The sequence below is a fragment of the Prochlorococcus marinus str. MIT 9515 genome (assembly GCF_000015665.1).
GTDB lineage: Bacteria > Cyanobacteriota > Cyanobacteriia > PCC-6307 > Cyanobiaceae > Prochlorococcus_A > Prochlorococcus_A marinus_P.
This window is the reverse complement of the sequence record NC_008817.1, coordinates 516,026-537,788: the sequence shown is the minus strand read 5'-3', so window position 1 is coordinate 537,788 and position 21,763 is coordinate 516,026. Positions and strand designations below refer to the sequence as shown.

Sequence of the window (21,763 nt, the reverse complement as noted above, 5' to 3'; positions counted from 1 at the left end):
TTAGTTAAATTGCCTAAACACTATATCACATCTCAATGTTCATTAGGGTGTATTTAGACTAATAAAAGATCACTTTAAGAACATTTTAAATCCTGGTCTTCGATTTAAAAAGCGCCTCCTGCAGGCATAAGAGTTAGATCTTCTATTAATTGTGATTCAGGTTGCTCAGCGATATATAGAATCGTATCAGAGACTTTAGTTGAGGAAAGCATCGCTGTTCTATCGAAATCTGAATTGATTGATTCCGAGTCCCATAGTGGTGTATTCACTGAACCCAAAGTAATTGTACATGCTCTAATTGAATTAGATCTTTCCTCCTCTCTTAAACATTTAGTAAACATTGCAAGAGCAGATTTTGAAACACAGTAAGGGCCCCATTGTGGAAAAGGATTATAAGAAGCATGGCTACTAACATTAATAATCAAACCGCCATTTTTCCGCATTTTTGGCACAATTAAACTACAAAGTTGAAAAATACTTGTCAGATTAATTTGAATTATTTCCTGCCATTTTTGTAATGACGTTTCTATTAAATTCCCATTAAAAGCAGCTCCTGCGTTATTTATGAGAACGGAAGGGCAGCCATATTTTTTTATAGATTCTTTGACAGAACTTTCTATTTCATTTGAATTGGATAAATCACACTTCACAAGATTGATTCTTGACTTCGTTTCTGATAGTTCATCTCTTAATGTTTCCATCATCTCTAAATCTCTTGAAAGTAAAATTAAATCCCATCCAGCATTTGCGAAAGTAATTGCGGTAGATCTTCCAATACCTTTTGATGCTCCTGTAATAAATGCTAATTTCAATTTATTCTTTTTTTTGAGTGAATTCTTCCTTAATTTCTTCAACACTACTTGATTCAATAAATTTCCCTAAAACTCTGAATTTTGAATATCTTTGTTCTAAAAGTTCCTCTTTACTCATTTTCAATAATTCACTAAGATGCCTCTCAATTGAAGCTTTAAGAGTATTCCCAGCCTCTATAGGGGCCCAGTTATTACCTCCTGCGGGCTCTGATAAAACTTCATCTATTACCCCTAATTCAAGAAGATCTTTACCAGTGATTTTTAATGCGGTTGCAGCTTCAGGAGCTTTTGCAGCATCTCTCCAAAGTATTGAGGCACAAGCTTCGGGGCTGGCAACCGTATAAACACTATGTTCAAACATCAGCAATCTATCAGCCACTCCGATTCCAAGAGCACCTCCAGAACCGCCTTCACCGATAATAGTAGCAATTATTGGGACTTTAAAACCAAACATTTCTCTTAGATTTCTAGCTATAGCTTCACCTTGACCTTGTTCTTCAGCAGAAAGGCCTGCATATGCCCCCGGAGTATCAATAAAAGAAAGAATAGGCAATGAGAATCTGTCAGCATGCTGCATTAACCTTAAAGCTTTTCTATAACCTCCTGGTTTTGCCATGCCAAAGTTTCTAACTACATTTTCTTTTGTATCTCTACCTTTCTGATGGCCCAATAAAAGCACAGGTTGATTATTGACCGAACCTAAACCTCCGATTAGAGCCATATCATCTCCTCCATTTCTGTCGCCGTGAAGTTCGATCCAATCATCACAAAACATTTGAATGAAATCTAAAGTACTTGGTCTTTGTGGATGTCTGGCTACTTGAATTTTTTGAGCTGGGGTGAGAGATCTAAAAATCTCCTCTCTTCTTCTTGTGGCAAGTGTTTCTAGTTGTAATAACTGTTGACTAACATCTACTTCTGAATCTCTAGCTAATTCTCTAATTTGCTCGATTTGCTTCTCAAGCTCCACAAGAGGTTTTTCAAAATCTAGAAGATAACGTCTTGGCATGGTTCAAACTGCTAATACTTTTGGATGTTTATCAAGGCCAATAGCAGAGAATCCGTGTTTCACAGAAGCAGCTCCAATGAACTCCATCTTTTCAAGGGATATATTGTTTCTTCCCCAACTAAAGTTAGTATGACATTTTTCAAATTCTAAAATCATAGCCTCTGCAAAACAGGCAAACATTTCTCTCTGGGGATTTTGCATTTCCGCTAATTCCATCATATTCCAGCCTATATCATTGAAGAATTTCACAATACCTCCTTTAACAACATGTATATTATTACCTTGGAATTTTTCATCGAGATTCTTTGGATATCCTCCATCAATCATTAAACATGGTTGTTTAAGATTATTTGTATTAATTTCCATGGTCTTTGGCATACTTGCTACCCATACAACAATATCTGCCTCGGGTAATGCCTCATCCAAACTTTTGATAGTTCCTCCATCTAATTCCTTCTGTAAATTATCCAAAGGTTCCTTTTGTCTTGCTACCAAAAGAAGTTCCCCAATACCTGTTTTATTAATTAACCATCGACAAACAGCACTGCCTATATCACCTGTAGCACCAACAACAGCAACAGTTGCTTTTTTAAGTTCGATCCCTACCTTAGGAGCATTTATCTCTAACTGTCGGCAAATAACCCAAGCAGTATGAGTATTACCAGTTGTGAATCTTTCCCACTCTAAAGAGGTATTCCTAATCTGCTTATGTTGAAGGAGATTAAAATTCTCAAAGATAATAGAAGTGAAACCTCCTAAAGCAGTGATATTAATGCCTTTTTTTTGAGCTAATTCCATAGCATTCAAAACTTTTCTTCGTGCTGTTTTAAATCTAGAAAGCATTTCAGGAACAAAACATGAATCAATGTAAGAACCTTCAATTGATATTCCTGTAGCACTTTTCACCTCAACATTTTCAACTAATTGAGGTGGAGCTGTGCACCACACATCCAAATCTCCATCAGCAATATGGTCAAAGCCCAATAATGAAGCTTTTCTTTTTGCATCCTCAAAACTAGTTGAATGACCAATAAGCCCAAACATGGATAATTTATTAAGTAAAACTATTTATTCTTATGAACAATAGCATAGAGCTATTTACTTAAAAGAAATAAAAAATAACTATGAAGTATATATGTAAATTCTTAATTATTTAAACAATTGCTGCCATTGCCATTCTTGCTATCTCTCTATTATCTAAACCCATTTCTAGAAGTGCGTCTTGATAAGCAATCATGAATTCTTCCATCAACTCTTCTTTATCCATAGCCAAGGTAGCCGCATCATCTGCGACTTGATCAAGCATCTTTTTTATAATAGGAAGATTAACTTTGTTAGCAGCGATTAACTCATCTTTGCATGTACTAAGATTTTCTTTGAGCCATTTCTCACCATAATTCAAATGGAGATATTCATCATTAACCACACCCTGAGTAATTTTTTTTGCGAATGGATCAGCAACCCTTATGTAAACGTGATAAGCAGAAATTGCAAAAGCTTCAATTAAAATGGCTTGTATTAGAAGACAAGTAGTTAAACTCTCATTCTTTAACGCTGCCTGAAAATTACCGTGTAGTTTTGAAAAGAATTCCTTGGCAAAAGACATATCTGCTTCTACTCCCAAATTTTTACCACAAGCCGTAAAACCTCTTTTATGTTTTAGCTCCATTTTGGCCAATTTTGTTAATTCTTCCGAATCATTGGGTAAAAGAGTCGCAATTGAAATGTAGTTGTCATAAGCTTCTTGTTCACCCTCAATAACTATCGCATTAATCCTACTGTATGCATCTTTGTAAGCATCTGTTGTAAAATCAGGAAGATTAGCTGAATCACTTTCAGGTGATGAGCCTATTTGGATGTTTTTATTAGATTCTAGAGTTTGCATTTCAGAAAAGCTTTTGATCAATTTGCGATGATTTTACACAATTATAATGAAAATATAAATATATGATGGAAATAGTTTCAATTTTAAACTTATTCATTAATAAATGATAATGAAAATATCATTTTGGCCAATCAGATTGCATTAAATTATTAATCATATTGTACCAATGATTAGTCAAAAGAGTTTTTAGGGTGATACCCAATTCTTTGTTTGAACCTCTGCTATCCCCGATAACTCCAGACTTACTTAAATCGTCTGTGAACCAAGCCGTTGGAGCATTTCCCTCTAAACTCCAGCCCTCAGGAATTTGCTTTTCAATTTCTTCAAATGGTCTTTCCTCTCCAACAAGATCAGATTTCAGAGCCATCATCAAACTCGTTTCAGCTAAAGATGCATGTAATCCATTCTCAATTTCTTTTTTCGTTAACAATTCACTTAACCCATCAACACCGCTCCACAAAAAGCATGGAAAAACTGAAAGTTTTGGAGCAATACTTCTTAATTCTCTTGCTGCTGTATTTAGCAAAGAAATTTGCCCTCCATGTGCATTAATTAACACCAATCTTTTAAAACCCATATCAGCTAATTGAGATCCAACTTCTTTAATCATTAGGGTTATTAGGTTTGATGAAAGAGATATAGTCCCATCAAATCCCTTATGTTCTGGAGAAAATCCTATGTATTGAGTTGGAAGTTTTTTTATGGGTGTCTCAGAGGGAATTAATTTTAAAACTTCACAAATTATCTCATCCACAAAAATACTATCTGTAGCCAAAGGCAAATGTGGACCATGTTGTTCTACCGCTCCAAATGGCCAGATAATTGTGGATCTTTTCTCTTTTGAAATATTTTTCACTTCTGGCCAAGATAAATATTCAAATTCACTAGGTATTGATTTAAAGTTCATTATTTTTAATTGTAAGTACTAGCATTTAGAATATGTTAATAATAAATTAGTCCTATTTTACCTATGAAGGGAGTTAATGATAAGGGTGCCCAAAATGATAAGAAAATTAAGGGCCAAAAAAACGATGTTAAAAAACCTCTTCAGGTTCTTCACATAAGTAAAAAAGATAGCGAAAAAGAAAAAGAGGCAAATTTTGATGATAATCAAAAACTTTCAAATGGAATTACGAAAGATATAAATGCAACAAAGCCACAAATTATTGAAGCCCCTTTAAATGAAGATAAAGAAAACCATTCCGCAAACATTAATCTTGAGAACAAAAGTTATCAAGAGTTAGCAAAGCCTGTGAATTTTAAAGATGAAGATCAAGAATTTATAATAGAAAGGAAGGTTGATGAATTTGATTTTGATGAAAATGCCTTTTTAGAAGCATTAAATGAAAATGAACCTATTGGAACCACTGGAGAGACAATAAAGGGAAAAATAATAGCCTTAGAAAGTGATGGATTGTATGTAGATATTGGAGGGAAAGCACCAGGGTTCATGCCTAAAAAAGAATGTGGATTAGGAGTGATCACCAATTTCAAGGAAAAATTTCCCATTGGTCTTGAAATGGAAGTTTTAGTTATCAAAGAACAAAATGCTGATGGGATGGTTACTATTAGTTCAAGAGCTTTAATTCTTAGACAAAGTTGGGAAAAAGTTGAAAATTCTGCAAAAAATGGAGAATTAATTCAAGTCTCAATTAATGGATTTAATAGAGGTGGTCTTACCTGCGATGTTGATGGATTAAGAGGGTTTATCCCAAGATCGCAACTTGAAGATGGCCAAGACTATCAATCTTTAGTAAACAAAACTTTAAAAGTTGCATTTTTAGAAGTTAATCCAGAGTCAAGAAAACTTGTTTTGTCAGAAAAAAAAGCATTATTAGTTTCTAAATTTTCAGGTCTAAAATTAGGACAATTAATTGAAGGCGAGGTTTTAGGAATAAAACCCTATGGCTTCTTTGTAGATTTAGGAGGAGCAAGCGGTCTTCTTCATCAATCTTCCATAACAAATGGCTCGATTCGTAATTTAAGAGAAATTTTTGAGGAGGGTGAGCTTATCAAAGCGCTCATAACAGAAATTGATCTAGAACGAGGAAGAATTGGCTTAAATACAGCGTTATTAGAAAACTCTCCTGGAGAATTAATCGTTGATAAAGGAAAAGTTATGCTTGAAGCCTCTGAAAGAGCTCTCAAAGCAAAAGCACTTTTCGATAAAAAAAACTTACAAAATGACTCCCAATAAAAAAATCGATTCGATTCAAAATTTTAAAAAATCAGATTGGGAATTGGACTTTTATTCGAGGCCTATTATTGAAAAAAACGGTAAAAAAAGATGGGAATTAATTATTTCATCTTCAAAAACCTTCAAAACAGAGGATATATTTCTTTGGAATAAAATATGCCCCGCAAACGAGGTTAATTCGATATGGCTTACAAAATCATTAAATGAAGCGCTAAACGACGCCGAAAGAAAGGGTTGGGAGAAACCCTCGAAGATAAGATTTTGGAGAGCATCAATGAAATCCATAATTAAGAAATCTATTGAGAATATTGGAATTGAGGCTCTTGTTAGTAGAAGGACATATGAATTATTTGATAGAATTGAATTTCTAGAAAAAGAGGTTTACCCTCTCGAGAATGGATATGTAAGAGGAGTATTGGCTCCGACTTTCACATCAAGAATTGCTAATGATCCCACTCCTTTGCCTGAAGCAGTGAGAGGTGATGCATTAACAATTTCAGAAATATCTATAGAGGAATTAAAATCTGCTGAAAATTGGCCTATTGAATTTGGAGATATTTTTCCAATCAAAAAGTCTCTTAAAAATGAGAACTTAGTGCCTGGTCTTAGACTTTTTAGTAAAGAAAGATCACTAGCTCTGGCCGCTTGGTTTAGCAGTTTAGAACCAGTCAAGCTGCATATCGAAAAGAATCAACTCATACTTGAGGCCTCAGAAGATAATAAATGGTTGGTAACAGATTTATCAGAAAAAGTTGCCAAGGAATTAAATAATAAATTCACTCAAAATAAAAATGATTCTTTTGGATATCAGTTTATTTCAATACAATCAACTCCTTTTATTGAAAAATTCGCAGGATTCTGGATTTTAAGAGATATTGAATTGATTTCATAATGGAAGGACAATGGATGATAATCAACAAAAATTTCAAGAAAAAGACCTAAAAATAAAAGATAAATCTTTTAAATATTTTTTATCTCCTATTTTTGTTGAAAATAATTTTAAACATGGGTTTTTTACAAAAACAAGTTCTGAAACCAATCTATCAGTCTTATCAAAACAGCTTAATGAAAATAATAAGGATTGCATTTTAAATCAAATTCATAGCAATCAAATTGTATTTGGATCTGAGACCCAAGGAAGCGAAATTGAAGAAGCAGATGGTATTTTTAGCGACAAACACAACCAAACTTTATGGATTTATACAGCAGACTGTATGCCAATTTTGTTTGCTGACAAAAGCAAAAGACAGGTTGGGGCAATACATTGTGGAAGAAAAGGTTTAGAAAACAAAATAATAAAAAATATTATCGATAAATTTTATAATAATGGTTGTTCAAATGAAGATTTAATTGTGGCAATAGGACCATCAATATCAAAAAAATATTATTTGGTAGATAATAAAACCCTAGAAAATTTTTATAGATATGTTCCTCATAATGAATCAATTTCCTTGATAGATAATTTGCCTACTTTATTTAAGTTAAAAAAATTAGTTAATAATAAAAATAAAGTTTTAAATGCATTAGATCTAAAAAAATATGCTCATCTTCAACTTATTAACGAAAAGATCCCAAAAAAGAATATTGATATCTCCGACTTATGCACCTACGAATCAAATTATGACTTTCATTCTTGGAGAAGATCTAAGACCTATTCACGTCAATGGAGTTTCATAAGTCCTTAGAAAACTTTAATTTTGACAGTTCTCTTTTAATAAATCTTTTGCAAATAACAATTCTGACATTTCCTTAGTTTCATTAATATCAAAAACCCTTGCTAATAATATATTTTCTTTGAAACCAAGTGGTTTTATCTTAACTTTACTTCCTCTTGGGAATTCTTTCTTAAGAAGATTTATAGCTATTTGTTCATTATCTTTATCATTAATCTCAACACAAAATAATTTAATTGGAAGATCTCTGTTTTGATCTCCAACTAAAATATTACTTGAACTATTTATCTGCAGAATTTCGGCAGAATATGTTCTAATTGGAAAAAAAATAACCAAAACAAAAATTATTAATATCGATATAACTTTTTTCAATTAAGGTAAACTCAATAATTTATTTTTATTATAAGTTGTTAATTTTATCCAAAAACAATAATTAGTTTTTACAGTTAACGTAACCAACCATTTGAGCATTACTTTTACCTGGGGGAACCATTGGATAACAATTTTCTCCCCTCCTAACTCGAACATTAATTAAGGCTGGACCATCAAAATCTAAAGCAGACTTAAATTCATTATGTAATTGTTTTCTCTCGGAGATTAAAAATCCCTTAACTCCAAAGGATTCTGCTAGCTTAACGAAATCTGGTTCTCCACAACTCATATCGGAAGAAGAATACCTTTCATGATAAAAGCTTTCTTGCCATTGTCTAACCATTCCTTGCCAGCGATTATTTATTATAACTAATTTAATTTTTAGACCATATTGAGATAAAGTACCCAATTCTTGTATATTCATCAAAACACTTGCATCACCAGCTATACAAATAACTTCAGATGTTGGTAATGCAGCTTTTACTCCCATTGCGGCAGGTAATCCAAAGCCCATTGTTCCTAAGCCTGCACTACTAATCCACCTTCTTGGGGCATTTCTGAGATACTGCGCAGCCCACATTTGATGTTGACCTACATCTGTTGTAATGAAAGCTTCAGGGGACAAATCTCTAACTTTTAAAAGTACTTCTTGAGGGTAAATTTCTCCTTCTTCAGGAGGAATAAATAAAGGATGTTTATTTTTCCAAGAATTTATTTTTTCTAACCAATTTCTAGTATTACACGAAGTATTTTTACTTAAAGATTTTTCATTGATTTTTGAAAGAGCTACAGCCACATCAGAAACGATTGCAACATCAACACGTCTATTTTTATTAACTTCTGCGGGATCAATATCGATATGAATAACTTTTGCAGATGGAGCAAATGTATCTAATTTGCCAGTGACTCTATCATCAAATCTCGCTCCAACAGTAATCAAAAGATCGCATTCAGTTACTGCAAAATTTGCATATGCAGTTCCATGCATACCCAACATTCCCACAGATAAATCATCCCTTTCATCAAAAGCTCCCTTCCCCATTAAAGTAGTTGTGACAGGAATTTGAAAATTCTTTGCTAGTATTTCCACTTCCTTATGAGCCCCAGAAGATATAGCACCACCACCCACATAGAGCAAAGGTTTTGCAGACTGTTTAATTAATTCAATTGCTTTATCGATATCATTATCATTAATTTCACCATTCCTTTTAAAACCTTTAGGAATAATTTCACCTGGTAAAATTCTTTCATAATTAAAGAATTCTTGACCCACATCTTTTGGTATGTCAATTAAAACTGGGCCGGGTCTTCCTGAGGATGCAATGAAAAAAGCTTCTGAAACTACTTTCGCTATATCTGAAGGATCTCTAATTACCCATGAATGTTTAACGATAGGAAGTGTTATCCCAAAAATATCAGTCTCTTGAAAAGCATCTGTTCCGATAGCAGGTCTTGGAACTTGGCCAGTGACCACCACCAATGGGACTGAATCCATCTGAGCTGTTGCAATTCCCGTTACTAAATTCGTAGCTCCTGGGCCTGAAGTTCCAAAACATACTCCTACCTCACCAGTTGCTCTCGCATACCCATCTGCGGCATGGGAACCTCCCTGCTCATGTCTAACCATATAGTGTTTCAACCATCCATCACTCTCTGCCTTATATACAGCATCATAAATTGGGAGTATAGCTCCTCCGGGATATCCAAATATAACTCTCACACCATGGATTCTTAGTGAATCCATAAGTGCTTCTGCACCTGTAATCCATTTTGGGTATTTTTTTTCTGAATCACCTTTTGACAAAGGTGGAGAAGTAAGAGTCACTAAGAAAAATAATTCTATATAAATCTTAAACTTAATTAAAAAATTTTGCCTAATTTAGAAACGTAATGTCAGGAACCACTTCTAAATTAAATATTTTTAAATGTAGTTTAGATTTTTATTTATGGAGTGTAATTTATAAAATACCTAATTTATGAAGAGGTCCAGAGCCTGATATTAGTTCAATAAAAAGTATTAGGAAAACAATCATTGCAACCCTCCCATTCCAAACTTCTGAACTATTATTCCAGCCCCATTGCCATTTTTCCTGAGGATAAAGTTTAACTTTTTCAGGTAACTCAGAAGCTTTTTCTATATTGACAACTGGTCCATTTAGGCTAGAAACAACGAGATCACTAAGACCCTCAATGAATGTAGGATGTGTATTTAGAGCCTTTACTCTTCTGAAATTAACAATCCCTGCTTTCTCGGCAATTTCTTTATACTCAATATCAATTTCCTGCAAAGTCTCAATATGTTCACCTACAAAACTTATGGGCACTACAATTAAATCATTTACTTTCGCTTTACCAAGGTCTGTCAAAACTTCTTCAGTATAAGGTTTCAACCATTCAACAGGACCGACTCTACTTTGATATGAGAGAGTATATGAATTACTATGGCCTAAATATTTTTCAAGTTCATTAATAATTAGTAATGAACAATCTTCAATTTGTTCTTTATATGGATCTCCAGCTTCCTCTACATAACTTTTTGGAACACCGTGAGCGGTAAAAAATATATGTGCATCAGCAGGTGATTCGCAAAGTGAAATTTGCTCTGAAATAAGTTCAACCATAGATTTTAAATAACCTGATTGACTAAACCAGCTTCTTACACATCTCATTGGTATTTTTTTAAAATCGGAATCCGAGTCTCGTAATTTTTTTAATTCTCTAAAGCTAGAACCACTTGTACTTATAGAAAAATGAGGGTAAAGAGGCAGTACAACAATTTGATCTATCCCATCTGCTTTCATATCTGCTATTGCAGATTCTGTGAAAGGATGCCAATATCTCATAGCTATATAAGTTGTGACATTTAAACCTTTATCTCTTAATTTACTTTGCAATTCTCTGGCTTGTTGTTCAGTAATTCTTCTAATAGGAGATCCACCACCAATCGAAAGGTAGGCCTGTTGTGAAGTAGTACTTCGAAGTGTGCTTATTAGCCAGGCTAAAGGTTTCTGAAAAGCTGGTACTGGGAGCCTTATTATTTCAGGGTCGGAAAATAAATTATATAAAAATGGACCCACATCTGTAATGCGTTCAGGGCCTCCAAGATTCATCAATAAGACGCCTATTTTTTCCATTTAAAGTATATGGATATTGAAAATAAACATTAGAAACGTCATTATAAGGTCAATTATATAAGTTAATGAACATAATTCACGAAATCAATAATGTCAATGATAAATTTGCTACCCAAGGAAGCAAACTTAAAATTGAAAAAAGGGGCGAGAAATTAAATATTAGAGGTTCACTGCCTTCAAAAAAAAACGAACATGATTTTTCTGTTCAACGAATAGCTCTCGGTTTAAATGCAGATTTTAATGGGTTAGAAGAAGCGAAAAAAAAATTACAATTGATAACTTTGCAATTAGAGTTAAATCAATTTAATTGGATCAATTGGGTAAAAAAAACCGATAAGAAAGAAATTAAAAATGAATTTAAATTACTAGTCAAACTTAAGGAATTTGAGGAATTTTTTTTCAAGGAAAACAAGAACGAATATTTATCAAGTACTAGAAAAACAACTTGGAGAAGTTCTTATAAGCCATACCTTAAAAGAATAATTTCCATCCAAAGCGATTCAAATACTGAAGATTTAAATGATATTTTTATAGCAACATTAAAAACCTACAAAGAAGGTACTAGAAGCAGAAAACAATGTGCAACATCTCTTAGTGTTCTGGCGAAATTTTTAGGACATAAACTTCCAGAAGATTGGAAATTAATGGCTAAAGGATATGGTTTAAATAAGGCAAGCTTTAGAGATCTTCCTTCTGATGAAGTAATTGAAGACCTATGGGATAAAATACCAAACAAATCATGGCAATATGTTTTTGGGCTTATGGCAACTTATGGCTTAAGAAATCATGAAGTTTTTTTTTGTGACCTAAGCTCATTAAACATTTATGGAGATAAAATCATAAGGGTTTTACCAACAACAAAAACAGGGGAACATCAGGTTTGGCCTTTCCATCCGAAATGGATAGATAAATTCGAACTTTGTAAATTGGGAAAAGATCCAGGATTGCTGCCAAATATCAATAGAGATCTTAAAGATACAACTTTGCAAAAAATTGGGAAAAAGATAACTGATCAATTTAAACGTTATTCTCTAAATATCAAGCCTTATGATCTTAGACATGCTTGGGCAGTAAGGACAATTTTTTATGATTTACCTGATACAGTAGCAGCCAGAATGATGGGTCATTCCGTTAGCCTTCATACTCAAACATATCACCATTGGATAACTAAACGTGATCAACAACAAGCAGTTAATAATGCTCTTTCAAAATATAAAAAACGTGAAATTTTCAAATCACTATAATGATAAATAAAGCACTTCTATGCCAAGTGAAGAACAAACCTCTTCTAGGAAAACAACCAGTCTAGATCTTCAGGCTAAAAAACTTGGGATTGGAGGAAAGTTATCTCCTGAAAACGATGAGAGCCTTTATAAAAAAAGAATGCAACAAAGAAAAGAGGTTCAATCAAAGAGATTAAAAGAAAGGAAAACAAAAAAAGGATTATTAGTTGTTTTTACTGGTAATGGCAAAGGGAAAACAACTGCCTCCTTAGGTATGGCTTTAAGAACTATTGGCCATGGTCATAAAGTAGCTATTATTCAATTTATTAAGGGTGGTTGGACTACTGGTGAAGAAAAAGCACTTAAAATGTTATCCCCAGATATTTCTTGGCATGCATTAGGAGAGGGATTCACATGGGAAACACAAGATAGAATAAGGGACGAAGAATTAGTTAAAGGAGCTTGGCAAGTTGCTAAAACATTCATCAAAGATGAATCTTATAAACTAATAATCCTTGATGAAATTAATATCGCAACAAAACTTGGGTATCTTTCTCCAAAAGAAATAATTACTTTCATACAAAGTGTAAATAAAAGAAAAAATCATATTGTTTTAACTGGTAGAGGGGCTTCCGAATCAATAATTAATCAAGCAGATCTAGTAACAGAGATGAAATTAATTAAGCATCCCTTTAAAGAGCAAGGTATAAAAGCTCAGAAATGCATTGAGTTTTAGGGTTGATAAGCAGAATTTTATTTAAATTTCACATTATCCGACAAAGAAATGTTTAAAGACGCAAGCAATATCATATTAAAAAAGGAATTCTTTATATTTACTTGCTAAAGTCTTAAAAGATTGATTAGTGAATGACTTACAAAAGAGTTCTTTTAAAACTTAGTGGCGAAGCACTAATGGGTGATAAACCGTATGGGATAGATCCTGCCATAGTCCAATCAATTGCTGAAGATGTAGAGAAGGTAATCGCAAATAATGTTCAACTTGCAATAGTTGTTGGTGGGGGCAATATATTTAGAGGACTAAAAGGTTCTGCTGATGGTATGGATAGAGCTACAGCAGATTATGTAGGAATGTTAGCAACAGTAATGAATGCTATTTCCCTTCAAGATGGATTAGAGAGAGTTGGGGTAGAAACAAGAGTTCAAACAGCCATAGAGATGCAAGAAATTGCCGAGCCTTATATTAGAAGAAGAGCAATGAGGCATTTAGAGAAAGGCAGAGTTGTAGTTTTTGGAGGTGGTTGTGGAAACCCATTTTTTACTACTGATACGACTGCTGCATTGAGGGCTGCCGAGATAAATGCTGAAGTTGTTATGAAAGCTACAAAAGTTGATGGGGTTTATGATCGTGATCCAAATAAATTTAATGAAGCAAAAAAGTACTCTTCTCTGAGTTATCAACAAGTTCTTAGTGATGAAATTGCTGTAATGGATAGTACCGCTATCGCTCTATGCAAAGATAATAATATTCCCATAATGGTTTTTGATATCTTCAAAAAAGGGAACATCTCGAGAGCTGTTGCTGGAGAGTCCATAGGATCTTTAATAAGTTAAAACTTATTTTAATTACTTTTTTAATTATGAAAGAACAAGAAATTCAATCAAGTATGAATAAAAGTGTTGAGGCCACTCAAAGAAACTTTAATACAATAAGGACTGGGAGAGCTAACGCTTCCTTACTAGACCGAATTAGTGTTGAATACTACGGAGCAGAAACTCCCATAAAATCGTTAGCCTCTATAGCTACTGTCGATTCACAAACAATTTCAATACAGCCATTTGATATTTCTTGCTTACAAGCTATAGAGAAAGCAATATCAATGAGTGACTTAGGGATCACCCCTAATAACGATGGAAAAGTAATAAGAATAAATGTCCCCCCTTTAACTGAAGAAAGAAGAAAAGAGTTTTGCAAGTTGGCTTCGAAATATGCAGAGGAAGGTAAAGTAGCCCTCAGAAATATAAGAAGAGATGCTGTTGATAAAGAAAAAAAAGATGAAAAGGAAGGTTTAATATCAATAGATGAATCAAGGGATAACCAATTAGAAATACAAAAATTTACTGACAAATATATTTCTTTAATAGAAACTAAACTATCTGAAAAAGAGAAAGAGATACTTAAAGTTTGAAGGAATTTGACGCCATAATAATTGGAGGTGGTTTATCTGGATCTTCAACAGCTCTAAACCTATCAAAAAAAGGTTATTCAGTTTTAATTATAGAAAAGGAAGCAACAGGAATTATTAAGCCCTGCGCAGGAGGGATGGCATCTTCAATGAAACAATATCTCCCATTAGATATTGATCAAGCAATAGAATCCAAAATAAGGAATGTTGAATTCAGATGGGAATCATCTGATAATGTTAACGCTGACCTTTCTGGCGAATCACCTTTTTGGATAATTAGAAGAGAAAAATTAGATCAATTATTACTTGATGAAGCTCTAAAGAATGGCATTGAAATACTGAGACCAGCGCAGGTTGAAGAAATAATATCTCAAAATAAGACTTGGAGAATAAAATGCAGTCATAAAGATATTTATAAATCTAAATATCTTGTTATCGCTGACGGTTCACAATCACAATGGGCAGGCTATTTTAATCTGGGTCCAAGAAAACCAAAATTTGCCAACACTATTGCCTTAAGGTTAAAAGGTTTAGGAAATATTCCCAAAGATTCAGTTAGATTTGAGTTTGGTTTTATAAAATATGGGTTTGCGTGGGCATTCCCATTAAAAGATAGTGTCAATATTGGATTAGGCACTTTTATAAACAATAAGCTTTTAGAAGACGAAGCCCTGAATAATAAAGTATTAAAAAGTTTCGGATTTGAAGATTTATCTTTTGAAAAAGTTCATAAAAAACTAAGGATTTGGAATGGCACTCACAAACTCAATGGAGATAGAGTAGTTGCAGTGGGGGATGCTGCATCCCTTTGCGATCCATTTTTAGCAGAAGGGATAAGGCCTTCTTTAATTAGTAGTTATTTCGCTGCAGAAAGTATCCACCAATGTTTATCTAGTAATAAAAGTGATTTAAATACTTATTCAATAAAAATTAATAATGAATGGGGGAAATCTATGGCATGGGGCAAGAGAATTGCTCAAATCTTTTATAGGTTCCCAAAAACTGGGTATCAATTAGGAGTCAAACGAAAAACAGCTCCAAAAAGAATCGCTCAAATATTATCTGGTCAAATGAGTTATGAAGATATAGCTAAGAGAGTTATAAAGAGGCTATTAACAAATAGTCAAGGTTAACTTGCCATTAAAAGTTGATAAAACTTAAGTTGCTGAAATTAATTTTTGATTATTAATTTCTGAAAATCTTTTAAGTAACAATTCTTCTAATTCTTCTATTGCTTTACTGAAACCTGTTATTCCTTCACTTAGCTTCTCACTAGCCATTTGATCTTCTAACATACTTAATCTAAAGTCTTTTTCATCAAACTCATAGTCAATTGAGCTCTTAGATTGAATATTTTCATCTAATTTTTTAATTAGTTCCCCTTCTTCTTTACTAAGTTCATCTAAAAACTTTGGCGCAATAGTTAGAAGGTCACACCCTGCTAATTCTTTTATTTCATCAACATTTCTAAAACTTGCACCCATTACTTCAGTTTTAAAACCTTTCTCTTTAAAGTAATTGTAGATTTTGGTTACTGAAATAACACCTGGATCTTCCTTCCCTGAGAAATTATCTTTGCCTGTTTTTACTTTATGCCAATCTAATATTCTTCCAACAAAAGGGGAGATTAAGGTGATTTTTGCATTCGCACAGGCTACAGCTTGGCAGAAGTTAAAAAGTAAAGTTAAATTGCATCTAATACCCTCCTTTTCCAAGATTTCAGCTGCTTTAATTCCTTCCCAAGTTGAAGCGATCTTTATCAAAATTCTTTCTTTATCTATTCCAAAACTTTTATAGTGGTTTATTAACTTTCTTGCTTTTTTAACTGTGGCATCAGTATCAAAACTAAGTCTTGCATCAACTTCTGTAGATACTCTTCCTGAAATAAGATTAAGAATCTCCTTACCAAAAAATACTGAGACCTGATCAATAGCCTCTTTTATTAATTCACTTTCAGAGACTCCATTAGGCAGTGATTTTCTAGAACTTTCTAAAGATTGATCAATTAATTTCACATAATCAGGATTCTTAGCCGCAGCTAATATTAAGGAAGGATTAGTAGTAGCGTCTCTGGGTTGAAACTTTTTAATCGCATCTAAATCTCCAGTATCGGCAACAACAGTAGTAATAGAGGACAATTGTTCTAAAATTGATTTCATTTTTAGATAATCATGTATACCTTTAAGTTAGCCTCAATTCAAAATGAATTCATTAAAATATCAACTATTTAAACCTAAAATCGGATAATTTCATGGTTTTTTAACAATTAATCTATTCTTTTCAATTTGCGGGGGTATTTTTTCAATAACAATTAGACTTTCGATAATTTCTTTTGCAACTGGAACAGCAACTGTTGAGCCATAAGCGTAGGCTTTAGATGGCTCATCAATGACAACAAGTACAACATACCTAGGATTATTTATAGGAAAAGTAGCAACAAAACTACAAACCTTCTTACTTGTATATCTTCCATTAATCGCCTTCTGAGAGGTTCCAGTTTTCCCTCCAATTCTGTAGCCCTCAATTTTTGCGCCAATTCCACTACCCTTATCAACAACACTTTCCATCCATTCAAGAACAGTTCTAGAGACCTCATTAGAGAAGATTTCTTCTTGTGATTTATTTTTAAGATTATCTTTGAAATTTAAAGTTACATGAGGAATCACTTCAACCCCCCCATTAGCTAAGACAGCATGAAGTTGAGCTAATTTCAATGGCGAAATGGAAAACCCCTTTCCAAAAGAAGCAACTGCCGGCTCAATTGATTGATTAACAAATATATCTTTTGACTTTAAATGACCTGCCGTAGATTCAAACAAATCTGTCTTTATATTTTTACTAATTCCTAATTTATTCAGCCAATCCCAATAGGTTTTAGGCGGTAAGTTTTGCATTATTTTTACCATCCCAACATTACTTGAAACTTGTAAAACTTTTGGATAATCGATATATCCATTACCCTTTTTATCCCAATTCGAAAGGGTCCATCCTCCAACATTAACCTTCCCACTATCTTCAACTAAACCATCTTTTTGAATTACTTTTTCTTCTAATGCCAAAGCTAGATTTATAGGTTTAAAAGTCGAGCCAGGTTCGAATAAATCTTGAGAATACCAACCTTTGAAGATTTCAGAATTATATTCCCAATATTTATTTGGATCATAAGATGGGATTGACGCTAACGATAGGATTTCACCATTATTAACATTCATAACTATTGCGAAGCCTTTCTTTGCCTTCCACTTCATTACATGTTTATTTAAAGCTTGAAATGAAGCTTTCTGCAATCTTGAATCTATTGTTAAACCTAAGCTCTGATAATCATTAATAAAATCTCTTGGACCCGAATTATCTGGAAGAGGAGTTCCGTCTCCACCTTTCTTTAGCAAATTACTTTTATTAAATACTTTAATTTGATTGTCCAAGTGCAGTTCTAAACCAGCTGAACCCTTATTATCATGATTAACAAAACCAATGAGATTTGAATATAAATTACTTTGAGGGTAATATCTTTGAGAATATTTCACTAGATCTAGACCACTTATATGAAGGCTTTTGATCTTTTTTGCTTGATTCTCTGTTATTTCATCAAGTAATTCTATCCCTGTTATTTTATTATCAAACTTTGAGAGGAGAATTTCTTCTTTTACATTTAAAATTGGGGACAATATATTAATTACCTCTTCAATGCTTCTTAACCTCTGAGTAGGATCTCCAGGGAAGTTAAAGTATTTTGGATGAGCCCATAATTTATAAAGAGGTTTATCATAAGCAATCAATCTATTATTCCTATCAACTATTGATCTTCTACTTCTTAGAGAAATAGTTTTAGTAAATTGAATTAACCTAGCTTTTTTTTGTAAGTCAGAGGCACTAAAAACTTGTAGATTTACAAGTCTGCCAAAAAGTCCAAAAATTAATGTCAAACAAAATATATACGTGACCTTAAACCTTCGAGCTTTAAGAGGGGCGAGTTTAACAATTTTCTTATTTCTTTTCATTAATAGCCTCTTTGGTATTGACTATCCTTTAATCCATCTCGAATATTATTAATTAATTCATTTTTTTTCTGCTTAGGAATTTGCTTATCGAGGTAAATTAAATCCTTTGGAGTTGTTTTTTTAAATGTATTAAGGGACTCAACTTCATTAATAAAAAACTCTTCAGTCTTAGAAATGTAATCTATAAGATTATTATTATTTGATCTTGTTTTGGCTAGATTTTTGTATATGATTGTCCAGTTCCTTTGACTTTTAAAAGAAATAAAAGAAAGCATAAAAATTAAAATTAGTAATGAAATATTTATGCTATTCAATATTTTATGGATTAATTTTAAATTAAATAAAGATATATTTTTTGAATTTTCTTGATTAGTATTATAGAGATTTTTGCTTAAAGAATTTTCATTCTCAAATATGTTCATCTCTAAGAATTATTAAAAAGATAAAAAGTGTTATGCATCAAGTAAACATCTTTTAAATTATTATGCAAGGAATATATCTCAATCTTTATGTTCTCAATAGTAACAAATTCAAAAAAGTCATTCCATTCCATAAAGAATGCATAACTATAGAAGATGATAATCTTCCTGAAATCATTCTTGTAATTCCCAACCCCAACCCTAACGTAAACAATGGTGGCATTTCACCTATACTCAAATGAGCCAAGGCAAAAATAAAAGCAGAAATCGTAATACCCAATATAATACCAAATTCTCTTGATAAAATTGGTAGCAAAACTCCTCGAAAAATAACCTCCTCAAACAACGGAGCTAAAAATGTAGTTGTTAAAAACAAAAGGAAAAAAGAAAAATAATTATTATTATTTAAAACGATTTCAAGCAACGGATTACTCCCATTTTGATTCTCAATTAAAAGATTCATAATTAATGATACCAACAAAACAAAAGGTATTATCATTAAAAAACCCTTGAATCCCTGAAATATCGATTCTTTAATGGGTAAAAATTTAAATTGAAAATAATCTTTTTTAAAAATAAATTTATTATCGAAAGACTTTATTTGATAATAAATAATTAAAAGAGGAGGAATTGCCATAAAAAGATATCCAAAAAATATTTTTAATGATTGTATTAACTCAATTGATAGATTAGAGGAGAACAATTCAACTAAAGTTATAGAAAACAAAGGGGAAATCACTTCTCCCAGAACAACAAATCCTCCTGATATCAACAAAATCATATCCAACAAATCTAAATCTAGAGGTTTGAATTCTCCCCATTCAATTTTTCTTGAGACTAGAAGACTCCATGATGTTCTTAGGACTAGTATTGAACCCAAAACTATTGTTAATATAGGTACTAATCTAATAACTATGATTTTTAAAAACATTTTTTTAGAAAGCGCATTTGTTATCAATTGACTCTCATTAAAATCAAATCTTTTACTTAGCAAGTGGTATAGAAATCTATCCTCTTTGAACAAATCTAGTAAATCATCGTCAGGTTTATATGAACTATCAATATTACTTTTCCGTAAATCTTTTACTACCAATTTATATTTTTTATTGTCAAAGCTATTGAGGTATTCATCATTATCTTTTATCTCATTGTCACTTAAAGAAATTATCCAAATTAATTTATTCCTCTCTGTTAATTCACTAAAAGAAATCTCAGAAAGAGAAGTTTTAATCTCTTCAATTGGATCATTGACAACAAGAATTTTTCTAAATTCATCAGGTATTGCAGGCAAAGCTAATTCTGTAATTTCTTTTTCTTTTTGACCTATATCAAATCCAACGGAAGGTCTGCTAAGACTATCGCGAAGTCCTTGTTGCCAGACAAGAAATGTTATTATTAAGGAAATAAAAACCAAAAATATTTTTGTCTTTGAGGTATTTTTATTCATATATACGATAATAAATTATAAAACTAAATTTAGTTTTCATTGAAATTTCTAATAATCTTATACCTATTTTTATCACGCCATGAGATGATTAAAATACTACAATTCTTAAATCTATATAATGAGCGTTAGACTAGTTTTAGTTAGGCATGGACTTAGCAGTTTTAATGAAAAGGGATTAATCCAAGGTAGGACAGATGAATCATATTTAACCGATAAAGGTTATGAACAGGCATTGAAGTCGGGGGAGGCATTATCAGATATCAATTTCAACAAGATCTATTCATCTCCACTTTCAAGAGCAGCAGAGACAGCAAAAACAATTAAAAAAAACTTAAAAGGAGAAAATAATATAATATACGACGAAAATTTACTAGAGGTAGATCTTAGTAAATGGTCTGGTTTAACTATTAATGAAATAAAAAACAAATATCCAGAAAAATATCTTCTTTGGAAAACTGATCCTGAAAATTTAAAATTAGATGGTAATGATAATTTGCCGTATCAACCGATCCAAGAATTATATTCTCAGGCAAATGAATTCATCAAGAATATTTTAAATATCTATTTAGAAAAAAATGAAGTTAACATTTTAGTTGTTGGCCACAATGCAATTCTTAGATGTTTAATTCTCTCATTAATTGGTAGACCTCAAAAAGGTTTTAGAAAATTAAAATTGGATAATGCCTCTTTTTCAATCCTCAACATTTTAAAGTTTAGAAATTCATTTAAAACACAAATTGAGTGTCTTAATCAGACATCTCATCTAAATAAGAAAATACCTGATCAGATTGGCGACTCTAGAATATTCCTAGTAAGACATGGCGAAACTAACTGGAACAAAGAAGGCAGATTTCAGGGGCAAATTAATATCCCATTAAACGATAATGGGAAAGATCAGGCGAAAAAAGCTTCTACTTACTTAAAGGAAGTAAACTTTAACAAAGCTTTTTCAAGTTCAATGGATAGGCCATATGAAACAGCACAGATAATTCTTCAAAACAAATCAGATATAGAAATTAAAAAAATTAAAAAATTAGTAGAGATAAGTCATGGTTTATGGGAAGGCAAGTTAGAAAATGAAATTAAAGAACAATGGCCAGAATTACTTAAAAGTTGGCATGAAAAACCTGAAGAGGTAACAATGCCTAAAGGTGAGTCTATTAGAGAAGTATCTGAGAGATCTATTAAGGCTTGGGAAGAAATTTGTCTTAATCAAAAAAAATATGACTTAACATTATTAGTGGCACATGATGCAGTCAACAAAACTCTGATTTGTAATTTATTAGGCATTGATTATTCCAACATATGGATGATAAAACAAGGTAATGGAGGTATAACTATTATTGATCTTTTTAATGATCCCCAAAAAGATCATGTTATAAGTGCTCTAAACATCACTACACATCTTGGAGGGATATTAGATTCCACAGCATCTGGCGCTCTTTAA

At 32.3% G+C, this 21,763-nt stretch carries 21 protein-coding genes; 9 read left to right on the top strand and 12 right to left on the bottom strand.

What is annotated here, in order from left to right; all coding sequences use genetic code 11:
- Positions 1–104: 104 nt before the first annotated feature.
- The 5 genes from P9515_RS02970 to P9515_RS02950 all read right to left on the bottom strand — a co-directional run bounded on the left by P9515_RS02970 (position 105) and on the right by P9515_RS02950 (position 4,613).
- Positions 105–812, bottom strand: a complete 708-nt coding sequence (locus tag P9515_RS02970) for an SDR family oxidoreductase (RefSeq protein ID WP_041710701.1) — start codon at positions 810–812, stop codon at positions 105–107.
- A 1-nt stretch (position 813) separates the two neighbouring features.
- Positions 814–1,821: an acetyl-CoA carboxylase carboxyltransferase subunit alpha gene (locus P9515_RS02965; RefSeq protein WP_011819914.1), complete on the bottom strand. Its 1,008-nt coding sequence runs from the start codon at positions 1,819–1,821 to the stop codon at positions 814–816.
- Positions 1,822–1,824: 3 nt separating this feature from the next.
- Positions 1,825–2,865 carry a long-chain acyl-[acyl-carrier-protein] reductase gene (locus P9515_RS02960; RefSeq protein ID WP_011819913.1) on the bottom strand — a complete coding sequence of 347 codons (1,041 nt, stop codon included), beginning with the start codon at positions 2,863–2,865 and terminating at the stop codon, positions 1,825–1,827.
- 109 nt (positions 2,866–2,974) lie between these two features.
- A complete protein-coding gene (locus tag P9515_RS02955; protein ID WP_011819912.1) occupies positions 2,975–3,706 on the bottom strand; it encodes an aldehyde oxygenase (deformylating) in 732 nt (243 codons plus the stop codon).
- Between the two features lie 118 nt (positions 3,707–3,824).
- Positions 3,825–4,613: a creatininase family protein gene (locus tag P9515_RS02950; protein WP_011819911.1), complete on the bottom strand. Its 789-nt coding sequence runs from the start codon at positions 4,611–4,613 to the stop codon at positions 3,825–3,827.
- Positions 4,614–4,676: 63 nt separating this feature from the next.
- Between P9515_RS02950 and P9515_RS02945 the strand changes: the two genes are divergently transcribed.
- Genes P9515_RS02945 through pgeF form a run of 3 tightly spaced genes read left to right on the top strand, consistent with a single transcriptional unit; the run spans position 4,677 to position 7,588 of the window.
- A complete protein-coding gene (locus tag P9515_RS02945; protein ID WP_011819910.1) occupies positions 4,677–5,903 on the top strand; it encodes a S1 RNA-binding domain-containing protein in 1,227 nt (408 codons plus the stop codon).
- On the top strand, positions 5,890–6,795 hold the full coding sequence (locus P9515_RS02940; protein WP_011819909.1) for a Tab2 family RNA-binding protein: 906 nt from the start codon (positions 5,890–5,892) through the stop codon (positions 6,793–6,795). Before P9515_RS02945 ends, P9515_RS02940 begins: the two co-directional genes overlap by 14 nt.
- A gap of 10 nt (positions 6,796–6,805) precedes the next feature.
- Positions 6,806–7,588, top strand: a complete 783-nt coding sequence (gene pgeF, locus P9515_RS02935; RefSeq protein WP_011819908.1) for a peptidoglycan editing factor PgeF — start codon at positions 6,806–6,808, stop codon at positions 7,586–7,588.
- 6 nt (positions 7,589–7,594) lie between these two features.
- Here the strand turns inward: pgeF and P9515_RS02930 are convergent, their stop codons facing one another.
- From P9515_RS02930 to hemH, 3 genes are all read right to left on the bottom strand, one after another.
- Entirely contained in the window at positions 7,595–7,948 is a 354-nt protein-coding gene (locus P9515_RS02930) for a hypothetical protein (protein ID WP_011819907.1), read from the bottom strand.
- A gap of 61 nt (positions 7,949–8,009) precedes the next feature.
- A complete protein-coding gene (gene ilvB, locus P9515_RS02925; RefSeq protein ID WP_011819906.1) occupies positions 8,010–9,773 on the bottom strand; it encodes a biosynthetic-type acetolactate synthase large subunit in 1,764 nt (587 codons plus the stop codon).
- Positions 9,774–9,906: 133 nt separating this feature from the next.
- Positions 9,907–11,082 carry a ferrochelatase gene (hemH, locus tag P9515_RS02920; RefSeq protein ID WP_011819905.1) on the bottom strand — a complete coding sequence of 392 codons (1,176 nt, stop codon included), beginning with the start codon at positions 11,080–11,082 and terminating at the stop codon, positions 9,907–9,909.
- A gap of 65 nt (positions 11,083–11,147) precedes the next feature.
- Here hemH and P9515_RS02915 point away from each other — a divergent pair, with 65 nt between their 5' ends.
- From P9515_RS02915 to P9515_RS02895, 5 genes are all read left to right on the top strand, one after another.
- Positions 11,148–12,326, top strand: a complete 1,179-nt coding sequence (locus P9515_RS02915; RefSeq protein ID WP_011819904.1) for a site-specific integrase — start codon at positions 11,148–11,150, stop codon at positions 12,324–12,326.
- Between the two features lie 19 nt (positions 12,327–12,345).
- Entirely contained in the window at positions 12,346–13,041 is a 696-nt protein-coding gene (gene cobO / locus P9515_RS02910) for a cob(I)yrinic acid a,c-diamide adenosyltransferase (protein ID WP_011819903.1), read from the top strand.
- 131 nt (positions 13,042–13,172) lie between these two features.
- Positions 13,173–13,877 (top strand): UMP kinase, encoded by a 705-nt coding sequence (gene pyrH, locus P9515_RS02905; protein WP_011819902.1) that lies wholly within the window; start codon positions 13,173–13,175, stop codon positions 13,875–13,877.
- Positions 13,878–13,903: 26 nt separating this feature from the next.
- Positions 13,904–14,452 (top strand): ribosome recycling factor, encoded by a 549-nt coding sequence (gene frr / locus P9515_RS02900; protein WP_011819901.1) that lies wholly within the window; start codon positions 13,904–13,906, stop codon positions 14,450–14,452.
- On the top strand, positions 14,449–15,582 hold the full coding sequence (locus P9515_RS02895; protein ID WP_011819900.1) for an NAD(P)/FAD-dependent oxidoreductase: 1,134 nt from the start codon (positions 14,449–14,451) through the stop codon (positions 15,580–15,582). Before frr ends, P9515_RS02895 begins: the two co-directional genes overlap by 4 nt.
- 24 nt (positions 15,583–15,606) lie before the next feature.
- Here P9515_RS02895 and tal read toward each other — a convergent pair whose 3' ends face one another.
- From tal to P9515_RS02875, 4 genes are all read right to left on the bottom strand, one after another.
- A complete protein-coding gene (gene tal, locus P9515_RS02890) occupies positions 15,607–16,608 on the bottom strand; it encodes a transaldolase (protein ID WP_011819899.1) in 1,002 nt (333 codons plus the stop codon).
- A gap of 90 nt (positions 16,609–16,698) precedes the next feature.
- Positions 16,699–18,450: a peptidoglycan D,D-transpeptidase FtsI family protein gene (locus P9515_RS02885; RefSeq protein WP_011819898.1), complete on the bottom strand. Its 1,752-nt coding sequence runs from the start codon at positions 18,448–18,450 to the stop codon at positions 16,699–16,701.
- Entirely contained in the window at positions 18,450–18,725 is a 276-nt protein-coding gene (locus P9515_RS02880) for a hypothetical protein (protein WP_225867101.1), read from the bottom strand. Before P9515_RS02880 ends, P9515_RS02885 begins: the two co-directional genes overlap by 1 nt.
- A 232-nt stretch (positions 18,726–18,957) precedes the next feature.
- A complete protein-coding gene (locus P9515_RS02875; protein ID WP_011819896.1) occupies positions 18,958–20,316 on the bottom strand; it encodes a CPBP family intramembrane glutamic endopeptidase in 1,359 nt (452 codons plus the stop codon).
- Between the two features lie 118 nt (positions 20,317–20,434).
- On the opposite strand from P9515_RS02875, the gene P9515_RS02870 reads away from it, so the two are divergent.
- The gene (locus P9515_RS02870; RefSeq protein ID WP_011819895.1) at positions 20,435–21,763 is read left to right on the top strand and encodes a histidine phosphatase family protein; all 1,329 of its coding nucleotides are present in this window, start codon (positions 20,435–20,437) and stop codon (positions 21,761–21,763) included.